Origin of the sequence: Kosakonia pseudosacchari, assembly GCF_900184035.1 — a bacterium.
In the GTDB taxonomy this organism is placed as follows: domain Bacteria; phylum Pseudomonadota; class Gammaproteobacteria; order Enterobacterales; family Enterobacteriaceae; genus Kosakonia; species Kosakonia pseudosacchari.
Genome location: NZ_FXWP01000010.1, coordinates 144,199 through 161,897, shown reverse-complemented (window position 1 = coordinate 161,897; position 17,699 = coordinate 144,199). Strand labels below are relative to the sequence as shown.

Genomic DNA, 17,699 nt, shown 5'->3' with positions numbered 1-17,699 from the left:
GTGATACGCGAGCCCCTGGAGCCCATTTTGAACAGGTTACCTTCCAGCGCATCGGCATTAGCGTGCAGCGCTCACGCACTGAATCTCATTGAAAAGCGAACGCTCGACCATGAGGAGATGAAAGCATTAAACCGAGAGGTGGTGGATTACTTTAAAGAGCATGTCAATCCGGGGTTTTTAGAGTATCGAAAATCTGTTACCGCCGGCGGGGATTACGGAGCCGTAGAGTGGCAAGCTGGCAGTTTGAACACGCTTGTCGACACCCAGGGGCAGGAGTTTTTAGATTGCCTGGGTGGATTTGGAATTTTCAATGTGGGGCACCGTAATCCAGTTGTGGTTTCCGCCGTACAGAATCAACTCGCCAAACAACCTCTGCATAGCCAGGAATTGCTCGATCCATTACGCGCGATGCTGGCCAAAACGCTGGCGGCACTGACGCCTGGCAAACTGAAATACAGCTTCTTTAGCAATAGCGGAACAGAATCCGTCGAAGCGGCGCTGAAACTGGCCAAAGCGTACCAGTCACCGCGCGGCAAATTCACCTTTGTCGCCACCAGCGGCGCGTTCCACGGTAAATCGCTGGGCGCATTGTCGGCAACGGCGAAATCGACCTTCCGCAAACCCTTTATGCCGCTGCTGCCGGGCTTCCGCCATGTGCCGTTTGGCGACATAGAAGCGATGCGTACGCTGCTTAGCGAATGCCGGAAAACCGGTGATGATGTCGCCGCCGTGATCCTGGAGCCGATTCAGGGTGAAGGTGGCGTGATCTTACCACCTGCCGGTTATCTGCCAGCGGTACGTAAGCTGTGTGATGAGTTTGGCGCGCTGCTCATTTTTGACGAAGTGCAAACCGGCATGGGTCGTACAGGCAAAATGTTCGCCTGCGAACACGAAAACGTGCAGCCAGACATTTTGTGCCTGGCGAAAGCGCTGGGCGGCGGCGTGATGCCGATTGGTGCCACTGTCGCCACTGAAGAAGTGTTCTCGGTGCTGTTTGATAACCCCTTCCTGCACACCACCACCTTTGGCGGTAACCCGCTGGCGTGTGCGGCAGCGCTGGCAACCATCAATGTGCTGCTGGAAGAGAACCTGCCTGCTCAGGCGGAGCAGAAAGGCGACATGCTGCTGGACGGTTTCCGCGCGCTGGTGCGTCAATATCCGGATCTGGTGCAGGATGCGCGCGGTCGTGGGATGCTGATGGCGATTGAGTTTGTCGATAATGAAACGGGTTACAACTTTGCCAGTGAAATGTTCCGCCAGCGGGTGCTGGTCGCCGGAACATTGAATAACGCGAAAACCATTCGTATCGAACCGCCGCTGACGCTGACCATCGAGCAGTGTGAGGAAGTGCTGAAAGCGGCGGCCAATGCGCTGGCAGCACTGCGGGTTACCGAAGAACTGGCGTAAACAGACGCATAAAACCCTCTCCCGCCGGGAGAGGGTTTTTTATTGCTTATGGAAAATGAGTGGTTATCAATACGTTCAGCTTTTCTGCCCTATTGTGTTGAGATCAGAGTGTCACGCCGAAACGTCTTTTGCAGGCGCGATCAATGCCGCCTGGAAAGCGGATGGTTACTCCGGCAGTAAACCAATAAAGCTGCGTTTTTTGCGCGGTTCCGACATCAGTTCTTCCAGCTTCTCCACACACGCCAGGTAGTGCGGCGTCTCTTTATGCGCCAGCACTGCGGCTTCATCCCGATATGCTTCATAAATAAAAAAGCGGGTTTTCACTTTCGGATCCTGCAGCACATCAAAACGCAGATTCCCCGGCTCGCGGATCGCGCCTTCATGATTCGCGCGAAACACCTGTAAAAACTCATCTACCCTGTCCGGTTTAATATTGATTTCTACCAGCGTCACATTCATGGTTGCTCTCCTTGTTTCTCCTCCAGCCAGAACTGGTACGCCTCACGGGCGTGCATGTGCTCGTGTACCACTTTTTTTACCGCCTTGAGCATGGCGAGCGGCGCGCTGGACTGGAAAATATTGCGCCCCATATCCACGCCCGACGCGCCCTGATCAATCGCGCGGAAACACATCTCCAGCGCCTCCTGCTCGGGTAACTTTTTCCCGCCAGCAATCACGATCGGCACCGGGCAACTGGCGGTGACTTTCTCAAACCCCTCTTCAACAAAGTAGGTTTTCACAAACTGCGCGCCCATTTCGGCGGCGATACGGCTGGCCAGCGAAAAGTAACGCGCGTCGCGCGCCATCTCTTTCCCCACGCCGGTCACCGCCATCGTCGGCATACCGTAGCGGTTGCCCGCATCCACCAGCTTGATGATGTTGTTGATCGACTGGTGCTCATACTCGCTGCCAATGTAGATTTGCGCCGCCACCGCGCAGACATTGAGCCGCAGCGCATCTTCCATCGCCACCGCCACACATTCGTTAGAGAGTTCGGCGAGGATTGAGTTGCCACCGGAGGCGCGCAGCACCACCGGTTTATTGGTGGCGGGCGGCACCACACTGCGCAAAATGCCGCGCGTACACATCAGCACATCGGTTTGCGAGAACAGCGGCGCAATCGATAAATCAATACGCTCCAGCCCGGTGGTCGGCCCCTGGAAATAGCCGTGATCGAACGCCAGCATCACCGTACGGTTACTCTGTGGGTTAAAGATCCTTGCCAGCCGCGATTGCATGCCCCAGTCCAGCGCACCGCAGCCCTTTAGCGTGAAAGGCACATTTTGCTGCGCGGTGCCCAGTCCAAAGTCTTTGCCATCTTTGATGTCATCTACATCCGCCATCCTGCCTCCCGCAAAAAGCTGTGATAGAACAAGTGATTTTGTGACTGAAGAATGTTCAAAAGCGTAGGCGCTGAACTATATTTACGACCGTACGAGGATCACAGTTTTATCTATGATGCTTGCGAGGGGGCAAAACCCATGAGTTACCTTTTAGCGTTAGATGCAGGAACTGGCAGCATTCGGGCAGTGATCTTCGACTTAAGCGGACGGCAAATTGCCGTCGGCCAGGCCGAGTGGAAACACCTCAGCGTGGAAAACGTCCCCGGCTCTATGGAGTTCGACCTCAACACCAACTGGCAACTGGCCTGCCAGTGCATCCGCCAGGCGCTGAAAAACGCCGGTCTGAGCGGCGCGGATATCCAGTCAGTCGCCTGTTGCTCCATGCGCGAAGGCATCGTGCTGTATAACGCCAATGGTGACGCCATCTGGGCATGCGCCAATGTGGATTCCCGCGCCAGCCATGAAGTTGCCGAGTTAAAAGAGATCCATGACTGGCAGTTTGAAGCCGAAGTCTACAGCGTTTCCGGGCAGACGCTGGCGCTCAGCGCCATGCCGCGTTTGCTGTGGCTGGCGCATCACCGTCCCGACATTTACCGCGATACCGCCACTATCACCATGATCAGCGACTGGCTGGCCTCGCGTCTTTCCGGCTGGTTAGCGGTGGATCCTTCCAATGCCGGCACCACCGGTATGCTCGATCTCTTTACCCGCGACTGGCGACCTGATTTGCTGGATATGGCCGGGTTACGCCCGGATCTGTTATCACCGGTGAAAGAGACCGGCAGCCTGTTGGGCGAAGTCACTCACCAGGCGGCACAAGAGTGCGGCCTGCGGGAAGGCACACCGGTAGTGATGGGCGGCGGTGATGTACAGCTCGGCAGCCTTGGGCTTGGCGTGGTTCGCGCCGGGCAAACCGCCGTGCTCGGCGGCACATTCTGGCAGCAAGTGGTGAACCTGCCGCAGGTGCGCACCGATCCGGAAATGAATATCCGCGTCAATCCGCATGTTATTCCAGGCATGGTGCAAGCCGAGTCGATAAGCTTTTTTACCGGCCTGACCATGCGCTGGTTCCGCGACGCGTTTTGCGCCGAAGAAAAGTTGATTGCCGAGCGGATGGGCATTGACGCCTATACCTTACTGGAAGAGATGGCTGGCCGGGTGCCGGCAGGTTCATGGGGCGTGATGCCCATTTTCTCCGATGCCATGCACTTTAAGCAGTGGTATCACGCCGCGCCGTCGTTTATTAACCTCTCCATCGACCCGGAAAAATGCAACAAAGCCACGCTGTTCCGCGCGCTGGAAGAGAACGCCGCCATTGTTTCCGCCTGCAATCTGGCGCAGATTTCGCGCTTTTCCGGCGTACAGTTCGCAAGCCTGGTCTTCGCCGGTGGCGGTGCGAAAGGCGCGTTGTGGAGCCAGATTTTAAGTGATGTCACAGGCCTGCCGGTACGCGTGCCGGAAGTGAAGGAGGCCACCGCGCTGGGCTGCGCTATCGCCGCGGGTGTCGGCGCCGGGTTGTATGACGATATGGCCGCCACCGGCGAACGGCTGGTGCGCTGGAGTCGGGAATTTACGCCAAACCCGGAATATCGCGAGCTGTACGACACCATGATGCTGAAGTGGCAGAAAGTCTACGCCGAGCAGCTCGGGCTGGTCGACAGCGGTTTAACCACCTCTTTGTGGCAGGCACCCGGCTTAACAACCGGCGCCTGACGCGCTTTTCCCTCTCCCGCGTGGGAGAGGGATATTTGAATCCCATCACAATCATTCGCTCCGCCTTTTCCCTTTTCTGCCGCGACGGCTAAAGTAGAACTCATCCGACCACATAACAATAATTTTACATTGGAAGAGAGCATGAGCCACTACCCGTCGCTGTTCGCCCCACTCGATCTGGGCTTTACCACGTTAAAAAACCGTGTGCTGATGGGTTCAATGCACACCGGTCTGGAGGAGCGTCCGGACGGCGCAGAGCGGCTGGCGGCATTTTATGCCGAACGCGCCCGTCATGGTGTCGGGCTGATAGTCACTGGCGGTGTTGCGCCAGCCCTTTCCGGCGTCACTATGGAGGGCGGCGCGGTGCTGCATGATGTCAGCCAGCTTCCCCATCACCGGCAAATCACCGACGCAGTGCACGAGGAAGGCGGCAAAATCGCCCTGCAAATTCTGCACACCGGGCGCTACAGTTATCAGCCGCACCTGGTTGCGCCGTCGGCGTTACAGGCGCCGATCAACCGCTTTATGCCACACGCGTTGAGCCATGATGAGATTCTGACGCTGATTGATGATTTCGCCCGTTGCGCCGCGCTGGCGCAGCAGGCCGGTTACGACGGCGTCGAGGTGATGGGTTCTGAGGGCTACCTGATTAACGAATTTCTCGCCGCGCGCACCAATCATCGTGAAGATGAATGGGGCGGTGATTATGCCCGACGCATGCGCTTTGCCCTGGAAGTGGTACGCGCCGTACGCGAGCGCGTCGGCAGCGACTTTATCATTATCTATCGCCTGTCGATGCTGGATCTGGTCGAAGGCGGCGGTACGCTTGAGGAAACCATCGCGCTGGCGCAGGCGGTGGAAGCCGCAGGCGCGACGTTGATTAATACCGGTATTGGCTGGCACGAAGCGCGCATCCCAACCATTGCCACACCAGTGCCGCGCGGCGCGTTTAGTTGGGTCACACGTAAGCTGAAAGGCAAAGTGAAGGTGCCGCTTATCACCACCAACCGTATTAACGATCCGCAAGTTGCCGACGAGATCCTCGCGCGCGGTGATGCCGATATGGTGTCGATGGCGCGCCCGTTTCTGGCCGATGCCGAGTTTGTGTCGAAAGCGCAGACTGGCCGTGCGGATGAGATCAACACCTGCATCGGTTGTAACCAGGCCTGCCTGGATCAGATCTTCGTCGGCAACGTCACCTCCTGCCTTGTAAACCCCCGCGCCTGCCATGAAACGCTGATGCCGGTACTTCCCGCTGTGCAAAAGAAAAATCTGGCGGTGGTCGGCGCAGGCCCCGCCGGGCTGGCGTTCGCCATTAATGCCGCTGCGCGCGGGCACAGCGTGACGCTATTTGACGCCCAGGCGGAGATTGGCGGGCAGTTTAATGTCGCCAAACAGATCCCCGGCAAAGAGGAGTTCTACGAAACACTGCGTTACTACCGGCGGATGATCGAGCTGACCGGTGTTACGTTGCGCCTGAATCAACGCGTCGATCCGACCACCCTGTTGGGCTTTGACGAGGTGATCCTTGCCAGCGGCATTGAACCGCGAATGCCGCCGATCGACGGGATCGACCATCCGAAAGTGCTGAACTACCTCGATGTGCTGCGCGATAAAGCGCCGGTGGGCGAAAGTGTGGCCATTATTGGCTGCGGCGGGATTGGCTTTGATACCGCGATGTATTTAAGCCAGCCGGGCGAGCCAACCAGCCAGAACATCGCCGAGTTTTGTGTGGAATGGGGTATTGATACCAGCCTGAATGAAGTCGGCGGTTTGCGCCCGGAAGGACCGCAGTTACCGAAAAGCCCGCGGCGCATTGTGATGTTGCAGCGTAAAGCCAGTAAACCTGGTGAAGGCCTTGGGAAAACGACTGGCTGGATCCACCGAGCCACGTTGCTGTCGCGCGGGGTAAAAATGATCCCGTCGGTCAGTTATCAAAAGATCGACGATGCCGGTTTGCATCTGTTGATCGGTGGCGACCCCCAACTGTTAGCCGTCGATCATGTGGTGATCTGCGCAGGCCAGGAGCCAAAACGCGAGCTGGCGGAACCGCTGCGCGAAGCAGGTAAAACAGTGCATTTAATCGGTGGCTGCGATGTGGCGCTGGAGCTGGATGCCCGCCGGGCGATTGCGCAAGGAACAAAGCTGGCGCTGGTGATTTAACACGAAGTTGCCCGCAGAACGGGCCACTTTTCGTTAACGCTTTTTACGCACTTTCACCGCTTTAAGCACCACGAACTTGTTGTTGGTGGCGAGGGTTTCGCAGTTGCCAAACACGCGTTTTAGCTTGCGGAAATAGTCGAGATGGCGGTTGCCGACAATGCGCAGCTCGCCGCCATATTTCAGGCAGTAACGCGCATCGTTAAACATCTGCCAGGCAATATGATCGGTAATCGCGCTCTGCTGGTGGAACGGCGGGTTACACATTATCGCGTCAAACCTGTCCGGCTCCACGCCGGAGAGCGAGTTATTAATCATATACTCGCTGCGCTCCACCGCTTCCGGCAGGTTCGTTTCCACATTCAGCCGCGCGGAAGCTACCGCCATCGCCGACTCGTCGGTGAACAACACACGGCTGTTCGGGTTTTGCGCCAGCAGTGTTAAACCAATCACACCGTTACCACAGCCCAGATCAACCATCTCACCGTCAACGTTTTCCGGCAGATGTTGCAGGAAAAATCGCGCGCCTATATCCAGCCCGCTGCGTGAAAAGACGTTGGCATGGTTATGGATAGTCCAGTTCGTGCCATCCAGTTTCCAGCTGGCGAGCATGGCACTCTCGTCAAGCGCAGGCGCGCTAAACGTACAGTTGATAAGCCGCGCTTTTTTCCATGCCAGCGTGGTGGTAGTCGGCCCAAGAATTTTTTCAAACAGCGCTAACGTCGAGTTGTGGATATCGCGCGCTTTCGCCCCGGCGATAATCCGCGTTTGCGGTGTCACCACGTTGCGCAGCGCACGCAGTTGCTGCTCAAGCAGCGCCAGCTGTTTTGGCACTTTAATCAGCACTAACGACGGGTTTGCAGGTAACGGACGCAGGCTGTCTTGCAGCGTAACGGCGGTTTCGTCCAGATCGTTAATGCGCAAGTTATGCTGCGTCGCCAGCTCCGCGATACAGGAGTCGTTGACGGAAACAGGGTGATGCGACGCCAGCGCGCAGGCCAGCGCGCCGAAGCTGTCGTTAAAAATAAGAACCGGGCCATCGACCTCATTCACCTGTTGCAGCAGATACTCATCCGCCGCGTCCCACGCCTGTAGCGACGCCTCTTCCACGCCGACAGGGAATCTGTCTAAAGTGAATGATTGTCCGTTTAACTCAACCTGGCTCATCGCCCCTCCGCAATGCTAAAATTCGCGCGTTTTATCGCTTAATTATCCGGAGATGTAAACACATTTCGCCATGAACAAGCTGACCTACCTTCAGGGCTACCCTGAATCCCTGCTGACGCAGGTTACCGCCCTGATTGAACAGAACCGGCTGGGCGAGGTGCTGAAAAAGCGCTACCCGGAAAGCCACGACATCACCACCGATAAAGCGCTTTATCACTATACGCAAGAGTTGAAAAATCAGTATCTGCGTAACGCCGCGCCGGTAAATAAAGTGATGTATGACAGCAAGATCCACGTGTTAAACAACGCGCTCGGCCTGCATACGGCGGTCTCGCGTGTGCAGGGCGGCAAGTTAAAAGCCAAAGCGGAAATCCGCGTCGCCACGGTGTTTCGCGACGCGCCAGAAGCCTTCTTGCGGATGATCGTAGTTCACGAGCTTGCGCATCTGAAAGAGAAAGAGCACAACAAAGCGTTCTACCAGTTGTGCTGCTATATGGAGCCGCAGTACCACCAGCTTGAGTTTGATACGCGGTTGTGGCTGACGCAGCTTACGCTGGATCGCAACGGGTGACATTTTGACCATGGCCTTTTGTGCTTGTGCGGGGCAGTGCACTGGTTTTGTCATCTCGTCGTGCTAGAGTGATCGAAGACCCCCTTACGGAGAATTAGCGCCTGTATGATACGTTTCGCTGTCATAGGTACGAACTGGATCACCCGCCAGTTTGTCGATGCCGCCCATGAAACGGGCAAATATAAACTCACCGCCGTTTTTTCCCGCAGCCTTGAACAGGCGCAAACTTTCGCCAACGACTACCCGGTCGAACATCTGTTTACCTCGCTTGAGGATATGGCGCAAAGCGATGCGATTGACGCGGTTTATATTGCCAGCCCGAATTCCCTGCACTTCCCGCAGACGCAGCTTTTCCTGCGTCACAAAAAGCATGTGATCTGCGAAAAACCGCTGGCCTCCAACCTGCGTGAAGTGGAAGCGGCTATCGCCTGCGCCAGGGAAAATCAGGTGGTGCTGTTTGAAGCGTTCAAAACCGCCAGCCTGCCGAATTTTATATTGCTGAAACAAACGCTTGCCAAAGTGGGTAAGCTCCGTAAAGCCTTTATCAACTACTGCCAGTATTCGTCGCGCTACCAGCGCTACCTGGACGGAGAAAACCCGAACACCTTCAATCCGGCGTTTTCTAACGGTTCAATTATGGATATCGGCTTTTACTGTCTGGCGTCCGCCGTGGCATTGTGGGGCGAACCGCACCGCGTTCAGGCCACCGCCAGCCTGCTGGAAAGCGGTGTGGATGCGCACGGCGTAGTGGTGATGGATTACGGTGATTTCAGCGTCACGCTGCAACACTCAAAAGTGAGTGATTCCGTGCTGCCGAGCGAAATTCAGGGTGAAGCCGGATCGCTGGTGATTGAGAAAATCTCTGAATGCCAGAAAGTCTCGTTCGTGCCGCGCGGCGGCAAAGCGCAGGAACTGACACAGCCGCAGCACATCAATACCATGCTGTATGAAGCGGAAACCTTTGCCCGCCTGGTGGAAGAGAACGAAGTCAACCATCCAGGGCTGGATGTCAGCCGGGTCACGGCAAAACTGCTGACGGAAATTCGCCGCCAGATTGGCGTTGTGTTCCCGGCAGATGACATTGGCGAACAGCTTCCGGCGTAAAGGTTCGTAAAGCCTGCAGGGTTTCACATTGACGGAATCAATGTGCTGACATATTTTGTTACCTGCAAAGGGGAGTAACTTCATTGCCGGTGGATCGTCATTACGATGCGTATATGCATCCGGTCGCCGGGCGTCTTTCCAGACGTAAGTGAGACCTTGCCGGAAGGCGAGGATCCATTGCACCTAAAGCAAACGGCTAACCTCTTCCGATGTTAGCCTTTTTTGTTTTCAGGTAAGGATTCACACAATGAATACTGTCGGCACACCGATGTTATGGGGCGGCTTCGCGATTGTGGTCGTGATTATGCTGGCCATCGACCTTCTGCTTCAGGGACGTCGCGGCGTCCATACGATGACCATGAAGCAGGCGGCCGCCTGGTCTGTGGTTTGGGTCAGCCTCTCCCTGCTGTTCAATGCCGCTTTCTGGTGGTATCTCACGCAAACCGAAGGACGCGCCGTTGCCGACACGCAGGCGCTGGCGTTTCTCACCGGGTATTTGATTGAAAAAGCGCTGGCGGTCGATAACGTCTTCGTCTGGCTGATGCTGTTTAGCTACTTCGCTGTACCGGCCGCGTTGCAGCGCCGGGTGCTGGTTTACGGCGTGCTCGGCGCGATTGTGCTGCGCACGATTATGATTTTCGCTGGCAGCTGGCTTATCACCCAGTTCTCGTGGCTGCTGTATGTCTTTGGTGCCTTCCTGCTCTTTACCGGCGTGAAAATGGCGCTGGCGAAAGAGGACGAAACCGGGATCGGCGATAAACCGCTGGTGCGCTGGCTGCGCAGCCATTTACGCATGACTGACACCATCGAAAATGAGCACTTTTTCGTGCGTAAAAATGGCCTGCTGTTTGCCACGCCGTTGCTGCTGGTACTGATTCTGGTTGAACTGAGCGATGTGATATTCGCGGTCGACAGCATTCCGGCGATTTTTGCCGTGACCACCGATCCGTTTATCGTGCTGACTTCAAACTTGTTTGCGATTCTGGGCCTGCGTGCGATGTATTTCCTGCTGGCAGGTGTGGCAGAACGCTTTTCGATGCTCAAATATGGTTTGTCGGTCATTCTGGTGTTTATCGGCATCAAGATGCTGATTGTCGATTTCTTCCATATTCCGATTGCCATCTCGCTTGGCGTGGTGGGCGGCATCCTTGTGCTAACCATGCTGCTCAACGCGTGGGTTAACCACCAGAACGACAAGAAAAATAGGGCGTAAGCCGTAAATGGTCGCTCTGCCAGTGTGCGGAGCGGCCATTTCATCAGCCTTGTCGCCTTTATCACAAAACGTTAACACAAAAAATCAAAAAGCCGCGCCAGGCCGGAAAAGTACGCTGTTACCCCTTCCGTGTTGCCGCAGAGTCCATATACTCCTTTCTGCAATCAAATGTTACATCCTGACAAATGCCACCCTAAAAAGGCATGCGGGATGCGACTCCACAACACGAAAGGAACATGGCATGACAACGCACCGCTCCACCGGGTTACTGCAACGCTTGATTGATGGCAGCCTGGTGAAACAAATTCTTATTGGCTTAATTCTGGGTATTTTACTGGCGTGGATCTCCACTCCCGCCGCTATTGCGACAGGTATTCTGGGCACGCTTTTCGTCAGCGCGTTAAAAGCGGTGGCACCGGTTCTGGTGTTAATGCTGGTAATGGCCTCCATCGCCAGTCATCAACAAGGGCAAAAGACGCATCTGCGCCCGGTTCTGGTGCTTTACCTGTTAGGCACGTTCACTGCCGCGCTGACCGCCGTGCTGGTCAGTTTCCTCTTCCCTTCCACGCTTCAGCTTGTGCCAGGCGCCAATGATGTCGCGCCGCCATCCGGCATCGTGGAGGTGTTGCGCGGTTTACTGACCAGCATGATCGCCAACCCGGTGACTGCGATCATGGACGCGAACTACATCGGCATTCTGGTGTGGGCCGTGGGGCTGGGCTTCGCGCTGCGCCACAGTAACGAGAGCACCAAAAATCTGGTACAGGATATGGCCGGCGCGGTGACCTTTATGGTGCGGATCGTGATCCGCTTTGCGCCGATCGGCATTTTCGGCCTTGTCTCCTCTACCCTTGCGACATCCGGTTTTGGCGCACTGTTAGGCTATGCGCAACTGCTGGTGGTGCTGGTGGGCTGCATGGCGTTTGTCGCACTGGTGGTTAACCCGCTGCTGGTGTACTGGAAGATCCGCCGCAATCCTTTCCCGCTGGTCTTTACCTGCCTGCGCGAAAGCGGCGTCACCGCCTTTTTCACCCGCAGTTCAGCGGCGAATATTCCCGTGAACATGGCGCTGTGCGAGAAGCTGAATCTCGATCGCGATACCTATTCAGTTTCTATCCCGCTGGGTGCCACCATTAACATGGCGGGCGCGGCAATCACCATTACCGTGCTGGCGCTGGCGGCAGTGCATACGCTGGGCATTACGGTTGATGTGCCGACGGCGCTGTTGCTGAGCGTGGTGGCGTCGCTCTGTGCCTGTGGCGCGTCCGGTGTGGCAGGCGGCTCGCTGCTACTGATCCCGCTGGCCTGCAATATGTTTGGTATTTCCAACGATGTGGCGATGCAGGTGGTAGCGGTCGGCTTTATCATCGGCGTATTGCAGGACTCCTGCGAAACCGCGCTCAACTCCTCTACCGATGTGCTGTTTACCGCGGCGGTGTGCCAGGCAGAAGATGAGCGGCTGGTGAATAATCCTCTGCGTAACTAATCTTTTTGGCTGCCTTCACCGGGCAGCCGGTTTCTCTTGCTGCGCGGTTTCGACTTTAAACGGGTCGATGCCGCGTTTTTGCATGCGCCAGAAGCGGATAATGTTCAGGCCATTCATCACTAAAAAGCTGCTTTCGATCAGCGAGCCGCCAATCGATCCGAGCCAGATATTGTGGATCACCCAGCAACCGGTTGAGCACCAAATCACGCAGCGCATCGGCAGGCCTTTAAAACGAAACAGCGCCCAGGTGCTGACGATCGTCCCGGCAACCGGTAACAACTCCATGGGATGGTGAAATTTCGCCAGCCCTAAGCCACCGGTAAGCACAATAAACAGCGCCATTACCCACACGCTACGGGTACGCAGAGTAATCAGGGTGCGAATGGCGTTAAGCATGGCGCTGGAGCCGGCAGGAAAGGCGCCCATCAGAAAGAAATGCACGCCGATAATGGCGCTGTAGACCGAGAGTTGTTTTTTGAAGCGCCGTTCATCACGGTTGATAAAGGTTGTAATACCAATCAGAAAGGCAATGACACCAACGCCCTGGGCAAGCCAATACGTGGTCATGAAAATTCCTTGTAGAATTTGGGATAAAGCAGCACATCACTCAATGCCTGCAAGGAGGCATTTACCAAAAAATTTCGCGCCAGCCAGGGCGGCAAGCTCATGAATCCTGGTTGCTCACACAAGTAAGCGACCAGGGTGAATGAACGCAACCAACTCAGGCGTGGCGCGAAAGATAATCATCAATCAGAGCGTGACGCCGCTTTTGAAAATAGCCAGTTCACGGAAATCGTTTTTCTCGTTACAGGTCTTTTTGCCGTTCGCGATATCGACAATCACATCCACGAACTCGCTCAGCAATTGCGGCATCGCTTTGCCGTGAATCAACTGACCGGCATCATAGTCGATCCAGTGTTTTTTCTTCGCCGCCAGTTCGCTGTTAGTGGCGATTTTTACCGTCGGCACAAAACCACCGTATGGCGTACCGCGACCGGTACTGAACAGCACCATATGGCAGCCCGCGCCGGCCAGCGCGCTGGTGGCAACAGCATCGTTACCGGGTGCGCTCAACAGGTTTAAACCGTGGGTTTTCAGACGTTCGCCGTAACGCAGCACGTCCACCACCTGGCTGGCACCCGCTTTTTGCGTGCAGCCCAGTGATTTCTCTTCAAGCGTGGTGATCCCGCCTGCTTTGTTCCCCGGAGATGGGTTTTCGTAAATCGGCTGATTATGCGCAATAAAGTACTGTTTGAAGTCGTTGACCATGGTGACGGTCTTTTCAAAGGTACTTTCGTCGCGGCAGTGGCTCATCAGAATGCGTTCCGCGCCGAACATCTCTGGGACTTCGGTCAGCACGGTAGTGCCACCGTTGCCGATTACGTAATCCGAGAAACGCCCCAGCATCGGGTTGGCGGTGATGCCGGAAAGGCCATCAGAGCCGCCACATTCGAGGCCGAATTTCAGCTCGCTCAGTTTGCCTGGTTCACGCTTGTCGTTGCGCATCGCCTGATACAGTTCATGCAAATGCTCAAGACCGGCTTCCACTTCGTCATCCTGGTGTTGGCAGACCATAAAGTGGACGCGTTCCGGATCGAATTCACCGAGTGTCTGACGGAAGGCGTCGACCTGGTTGTTTTCACAGCCCAGACCAATCACCAGCACCGCGCCTGCGTTCGGGTGACGCACCATGTTTTGCAGCATGGTGCGGGTATTAATGTGGTCATCCCCCAGTTGGGAACAACCGTAGGTGTGGCTGAACAGGTAAACGCCGTCGATATCTTCGGCGTCCCGCGTCTCTTTCAGGAAACGGCTCTGGATCTGACGGGCAATACCGTTCACACAGCCGACCGTCGGCAGGATCCACAACTCGTTGCGGATCCCGACTTCGCCGTTAGCGCGGCGGTAGATCTGAATGTCACGATCCGCCGCCTGTGCGCCTTCCTCCTGAAAATCAGGTTGATAGCTATACTCGTCCACATCGCTCAGATTGGTACGGGCATTATGGGAATGAATGTACTCGCCCGACGCGATATCTGCAGTCGCATGACCAATTGGCAGACCATACTTGACAACATTTTCACCTTTGGCGATAGGTTGCAGGGCAAACTTGTGCCCGCGCCCCACCGCCTGGCGCAGCCGAACGGTCTGGTTGTCGATAACGACTTCCGCGCCTTCAGCGAGATCCGCCAGTGCTACCGCAACGTTATCCAGCGAATGGATCTTGATGTATTGCATATCAACCTCAAACGGCCTTAGTTCAGTTCAATCGCGAAGTAGTCACGCGCATTGTTAAAGCAGATGTTTTTCACCATTTCGCCCAGCAGTTGAATATCCGCCGGGGCTTCGCCCGCTTCGACCCAGCGGCCAATCATCTGGCACAGGATGCGACGGAAATATTCGTGGCGGGTGTAAGACAGGAAGCTGCGGCTGTCGGTCAGCATGCCGACAAAGCGGCTCAGCAGACCCAGTTGCGCCAGCTGTGTCATCTGACGTTCCATGCCATCTTTCTGGTCGTTAAACCACCAGCCGGAGCCGAACTGCATTTTGCCTGGCATACCTTCGCCCTGGAAGTTGCCGATCATGGTGCCCAGCACTTCGTTATCACGCGGGTTCAGGCAGTACAGAATAGTTTTCGGCAGCAGGTTCTCTTCATTCTGCTTGCTCAGCAGTTTAGAGAGCTCTTCCGCCAGCGGACGGTCGTTGATGGAATCGAAACCAACATCCGGCCCCAGAAGTTTGAACTGACGCAGGTTGTTATTACGCAGCGCGCCGATGTGGTACTGCTGCACCCAACCGCGACGGGCGTATTCCGCGCCCAGCCATACCAGTACCGCGGTTTTAAACTGCGCCACCTCTTTCTCACCAAGCGTTTCACCTGCCAGGCGACGCGCCAGGATGCTATCCAGTTCGGCTTCGCTGGCTTCAGCAAACAGCACAACGTCCAGCGCGTGGTCAGAAACTTTACAGCCGTGCGCCGCGAAGTGATCCAGGCGTTTGCTTAGCGCAGTTTGCAGATCGGCAAAACGGCGAATGGCGGTATCAGACACTTCGCCCAGTTTCGCCATGTAATCATTGAACGTGGCTTGTTCAATGTTGAACGCCTTATCCGGACGCCAGCTCGGCAGCACTTTGATGTGGAAAGTGCCATCTTTGGCGATCGAAGCGTGGTGTTCCAGCGAGTCAATCGGATCGTCGGTGGTGCCGACCATTTTCACGTTCATCTGCTGCATGATGCCGCGCGCGGAGAATTTATCCTGCGCCAGCAGTTCATTACCCCGGTTCCAGATTTCGTCGGCGGTAGACGGCGACAGCACCTTACCTGTAATACCAAATGGACGACGCAGTTCCAGATGCGTCCAGTGGTATAACGGGTTACCAATGGTGTGCGGCACGGTAGCGGCCCAGGCGTCAAACTTCTCACGATCGGAAGCGTCACCGGTACACAGGCGCTCAGGTACGCCGTTGGTACGCATGGCGCGCCATTTGTAGTGATCACCTTTCAACCAGATGTCATACAAATTTTTAAAGCGGTAGTTGTCTGCGATCTGTTGCGGCGGCAAGTGGCAATGGTAGTCAAAAATCGGCTGGTCTTTTGCGTAGTCGTGGTACAGACGGCGAGCAAATTCGGTATCTAACAGAAAATCTTCGGTCATAAACGGGGTCATTATCGTCTTCCTCTAAACGAGTGCGTCTGATGCTTACCTTTAATGCTGACAAAGTTATCACACCAATTTCCATAGACCGAAGATATTTTCGTGAGTTGGATCAATAAAAGCAGACAAAAACTGACAATCCATGCGCCTGAATATCCCGCTAACCCGCGCCGTTTCTGGCTTATCCCGGCAAAGTTAAAGACCACACAAAGAAAAACACTTTTGTGATGTCACTCACCTTTTCAAGTTGTATGACAAGTTATCTTTCCTGCCGTCGAACACATAAGCCGACGGAATGCATTCCCGATAAAAAGTTAATCGGATTTTTTGGGTACGGATACCGACTTAAACACGCTTACTTATGGCAAGGTTTGGGCCGTACCGGGAGTTCTCCCGGTTACGTCCTCCCCGTTTCATCCTCCGAACGCGATCGCAGGATGGCCGCGCAGGCGGTAATAACATAACGATGAGGTTTACATGCGTAAAATCAAAGGATTACGTTGGTACATGATAGCACTGGTGACGGTCGGCACCGTGCTGGGCTACCTGACACGTAACACCGTAGCGGCTGCCGCTCCAACCTTGATGGAAGAGCTGCACATTACCACTCAGCAATACTCTTACATCATTGCGGCTTATTCCGCGGCTTATACTGTTATGCAGCCTGTTGCAGGCTATGTACTGGATGTTCTGGGCACCAAAATTGGTTATGCCTTCTTTGCGATCACCTGGGCGGTGTTCTGCGGCGCGACTGCGCTGGCAGGCAGCTGGGGTGGTCTGGCACTGGCGCGTGGCGCGGTGGGTGCCGCTGAAGCAGCGATGATCCCGGCAGGTCTGAAAGCGGCGTCCGAATGGTTCCCGGCGAAAGAACGTTCTATCGCGGTGGGTTACTTCAACGTCGGTTCTTCTATTGGTGCGATGATTGCGCCGCCGCTGGTGGTGTGGGCAATTGTCATGCACAGCTGGGAAATGGCGTTCATCATCTCTGGTGTGCTGAGCTTTGCATGGGCGATGGCCTGGCTAATTTTCTATAAACACCCGCGCGATCAGAAAAAACTGAGCGAAGAAGAGCGCGAGTACATCATTGGTGGTCAGGAAGCACAACACCAGACCAACAACGGCAAGAAAATGTCCGTCTGGCAGATTCTGGGCACCCGTCAGTTCTGGGGTATCGCGCTGCCGCGTTTCCTGGCAGAACCTGCCTGGGGTACGTTTAACGCCTGGATCCCGCTGTTCATGTTCAAGGTTTATGGTTTTAACCTGAAAGAAATCGCGATGTTTGCCTGGATGCCGATGCTGTTCGCGGACCTGGGTTGCATCGTGGGCGGTTATCTGCCGCCGCTGTTCCAGCGCGTCTTCGGTGTGAACCTGATTGTTTCCCGTAAAATGGTAGTGACCATGGGCGCGGTACTGATGATTGGCCCTGGCATGATCGGCCTGTTCACCAGCCCGTATGTGGCAATTGGCCTGCTGTGTATCGGTGGTTTTGCTCACCAGTCTCTGTCCGGTGCGCTAATTACCCTCTCTTCTGACGTATTTGGTCGTAACGAAGTGGCGACCGCGAACGGTCTGACCGGTATGGCGGCGTGGACAGCAAGTACCCTGTTTGCGCTGGTGGTGGGTGCGCTGGCGGATACCATCGGCTTTAGCCCGCTGTTTGCCGTGCTGGCGCTGTTCGACCTGCTGGGTGCCGTGGTTATCTGGACCGTGCTGAAAAACAAATCAGCCGAAGAGGTCGTGAAAGAGCATTCGCTTGGCGGCCCCGCCGCACAAAGTTAAACCTCAATTTTGATACGTAAAAAAGCCGCCTGGTGCGGCTTTTTTACTATCTGCGATGGTGAGAAAGCAGTAAAAGTGGTATAACAAATCTATTATTGCC

At 55.5% G+C, this 17,699-nt stretch carries 14 protein-coding genes; 8 read left to right on the top strand and 6 right to left on the bottom strand.

All coding sequences use genetic code 11. The annotated features are described in order from the left end of the window. The first annotated feature begins 27 nt into the window (after positions 1-27). On the top strand, positions 28-1,407 hold the full coding sequence (gene ygjG / locus BN2591_RS07100; protein WP_167372801.1) for a putrescine aminotransferase: 1,380 nt from the start codon (positions 28-30) through the stop codon (positions 1,405-1,407). Positions 1,408-1,572: 165 nt separating this feature from the next. Here the strand turns inward: ygjG and lsrG are convergent, their stop codons facing one another. Next, positions 1,573-1,866, bottom strand: coding sequence for a (4S)-4-hydroxy-5-phosphonooxypentane-2,3-dione isomerase (lsrG, locus tag BN2591_RS07095; RefSeq protein ID WP_086870214.1), 294 nt, complete (start codon positions 1,864-1,866; stop codon positions 1,573-1,575). After that, the gene (lsrF, locus tag BN2591_RS07090) at positions 1,863-2,750 is read right to left on the bottom strand and encodes a 3-hydroxy-5-phosphonooxypentane-2,4-dione thiolase (RefSeq protein WP_086870212.1); all 888 of its coding nucleotides are present in this window, start codon (positions 2,748-2,750) and stop codon (positions 1,863-1,865) included. The genes lsrG and lsrF overlap by 4 nt, the downstream gene beginning before the upstream one ends. Positions 2,751-2,888: 138 nt before the next feature. On the opposite strand from lsrF, the gene lsrK reads away from it, so the two are divergent. Together lsrK and BN2591_RS07080 are read left to right on the top strand one after the other, a co-directional pair. Next, on the top strand, positions 2,889-4,463 hold the full coding sequence (gene lsrK, locus BN2591_RS07085) for an autoinducer-2 kinase (RefSeq protein ID WP_086870210.1): 1,575 nt from the start codon (positions 2,889-2,891) through the stop codon (positions 4,461-4,463). A gap of 141 nt (positions 4,464-4,604) precedes the next feature. Further along, entirely contained in the window at positions 4,605-6,626 is a 2,022-nt protein-coding gene (locus BN2591_RS07080; RefSeq protein ID WP_086870207.1) for an NADPH-dependent 2,4-dienoyl-CoA reductase, read from the top strand. A gap of 33 nt (positions 6,627-6,659) precedes the next feature. Here BN2591_RS07080 and rlmG read toward each other — a convergent pair whose 3' ends face one another. Then, on the bottom strand, positions 6,660-7,790 hold the full coding sequence (gene rlmG, locus BN2591_RS07075) for a 23S rRNA (guanine(1835)-N(2))-methyltransferase RlmG (RefSeq protein ID WP_086870205.1): 1,131 nt from the start codon (positions 7,788-7,790) through the stop codon (positions 6,660-6,662). Between the two features lie 70 nt (positions 7,791-7,860). Here rlmG and BN2591_RS07070 point away from each other — a divergent pair, with 70 nt between their 5' ends. The 4 genes from BN2591_RS07070 (at position 7,861) to sstT (ending at position 12,164) form a co-directional block, all read left to right on the top strand. Then, positions 7,861-8,361: a M48 metallopeptidase family protein gene (locus BN2591_RS07070; protein WP_086870203.1), complete on the top strand. Its 501-nt coding sequence runs from the start codon at positions 7,861-7,863 to the stop codon at positions 8,359-8,361. Between the two features lie 105 nt (positions 8,362-8,466). After that, on the top strand, positions 8,467-9,465 hold the full coding sequence (locus BN2591_RS07065; protein WP_086870201.1) for a Gfo/Idh/MocA family protein: 999 nt from the start codon (positions 8,467-8,469) through the stop codon (positions 9,463-9,465). Between the two features lie 247 nt (positions 9,466-9,712). Then, complete coding sequence (locus BN2591_RS07060) at positions 9,713-10,678, top strand: TerC family protein (RefSeq protein WP_086870199.1); 966 nt, start codon at positions 9,713-9,715, stop codon at positions 10,676-10,678. Between the two features lie 241 nt (positions 10,679-10,919). Further along, positions 10,920-12,164: a serine/threonine transporter SstT gene (sstT, locus tag BN2591_RS07055; protein WP_086870197.1), complete on the top strand. Its 1,245-nt coding sequence runs from the start codon at positions 10,920-10,922 to the stop codon at positions 12,162-12,164. A gap of 15 nt (positions 12,165-12,179) precedes the next feature. On the opposite strand, the gene BN2591_RS07050 is transcribed toward sstT, so the two are convergent. The 3 genes from BN2591_RS07050 to uxaC all read right to left on the bottom strand — a co-directional run bounded on the left by BN2591_RS07050 (position 12,180) and on the right by uxaC (position 15,832). Beyond that, entirely contained in the window at positions 12,180-12,731 is a 552-nt protein-coding gene (locus tag BN2591_RS07050; protein ID WP_086870194.1) for a YgjV family protein, read from the bottom strand. 183 nt (positions 12,732-12,914) lie between these two features. Beyond that, positions 12,915-14,402 carry a UxaA family hydrolase gene (locus BN2591_RS07045; protein WP_086870192.1) on the bottom strand — a complete coding sequence of 496 codons (1,488 nt, stop codon included), beginning with the start codon at positions 14,400-14,402 and terminating at the stop codon, positions 12,915-12,917. 17 nt (positions 14,403-14,419) lie between these two features. Further along, positions 14,420-15,832, bottom strand: a complete 1,413-nt coding sequence (gene uxaC, locus BN2591_RS07040) for a glucuronate isomerase (protein ID WP_086870190.1) — start codon at positions 15,830-15,832, stop codon at positions 14,420-14,422. 465 nt (positions 15,833-16,297) lie between these two features. Here uxaC and BN2591_RS07035 point away from each other — a divergent pair, with 465 nt between their 5' ends. Next, on the top strand, positions 16,298-17,599 hold the full coding sequence (locus BN2591_RS07035) for an MFS transporter (RefSeq protein ID WP_017457406.1): 1,302 nt from the start codon (positions 16,298-16,300) through the stop codon (positions 17,597-17,599). Positions 17,600-17,699: the final 100 nt, after the last annotated feature.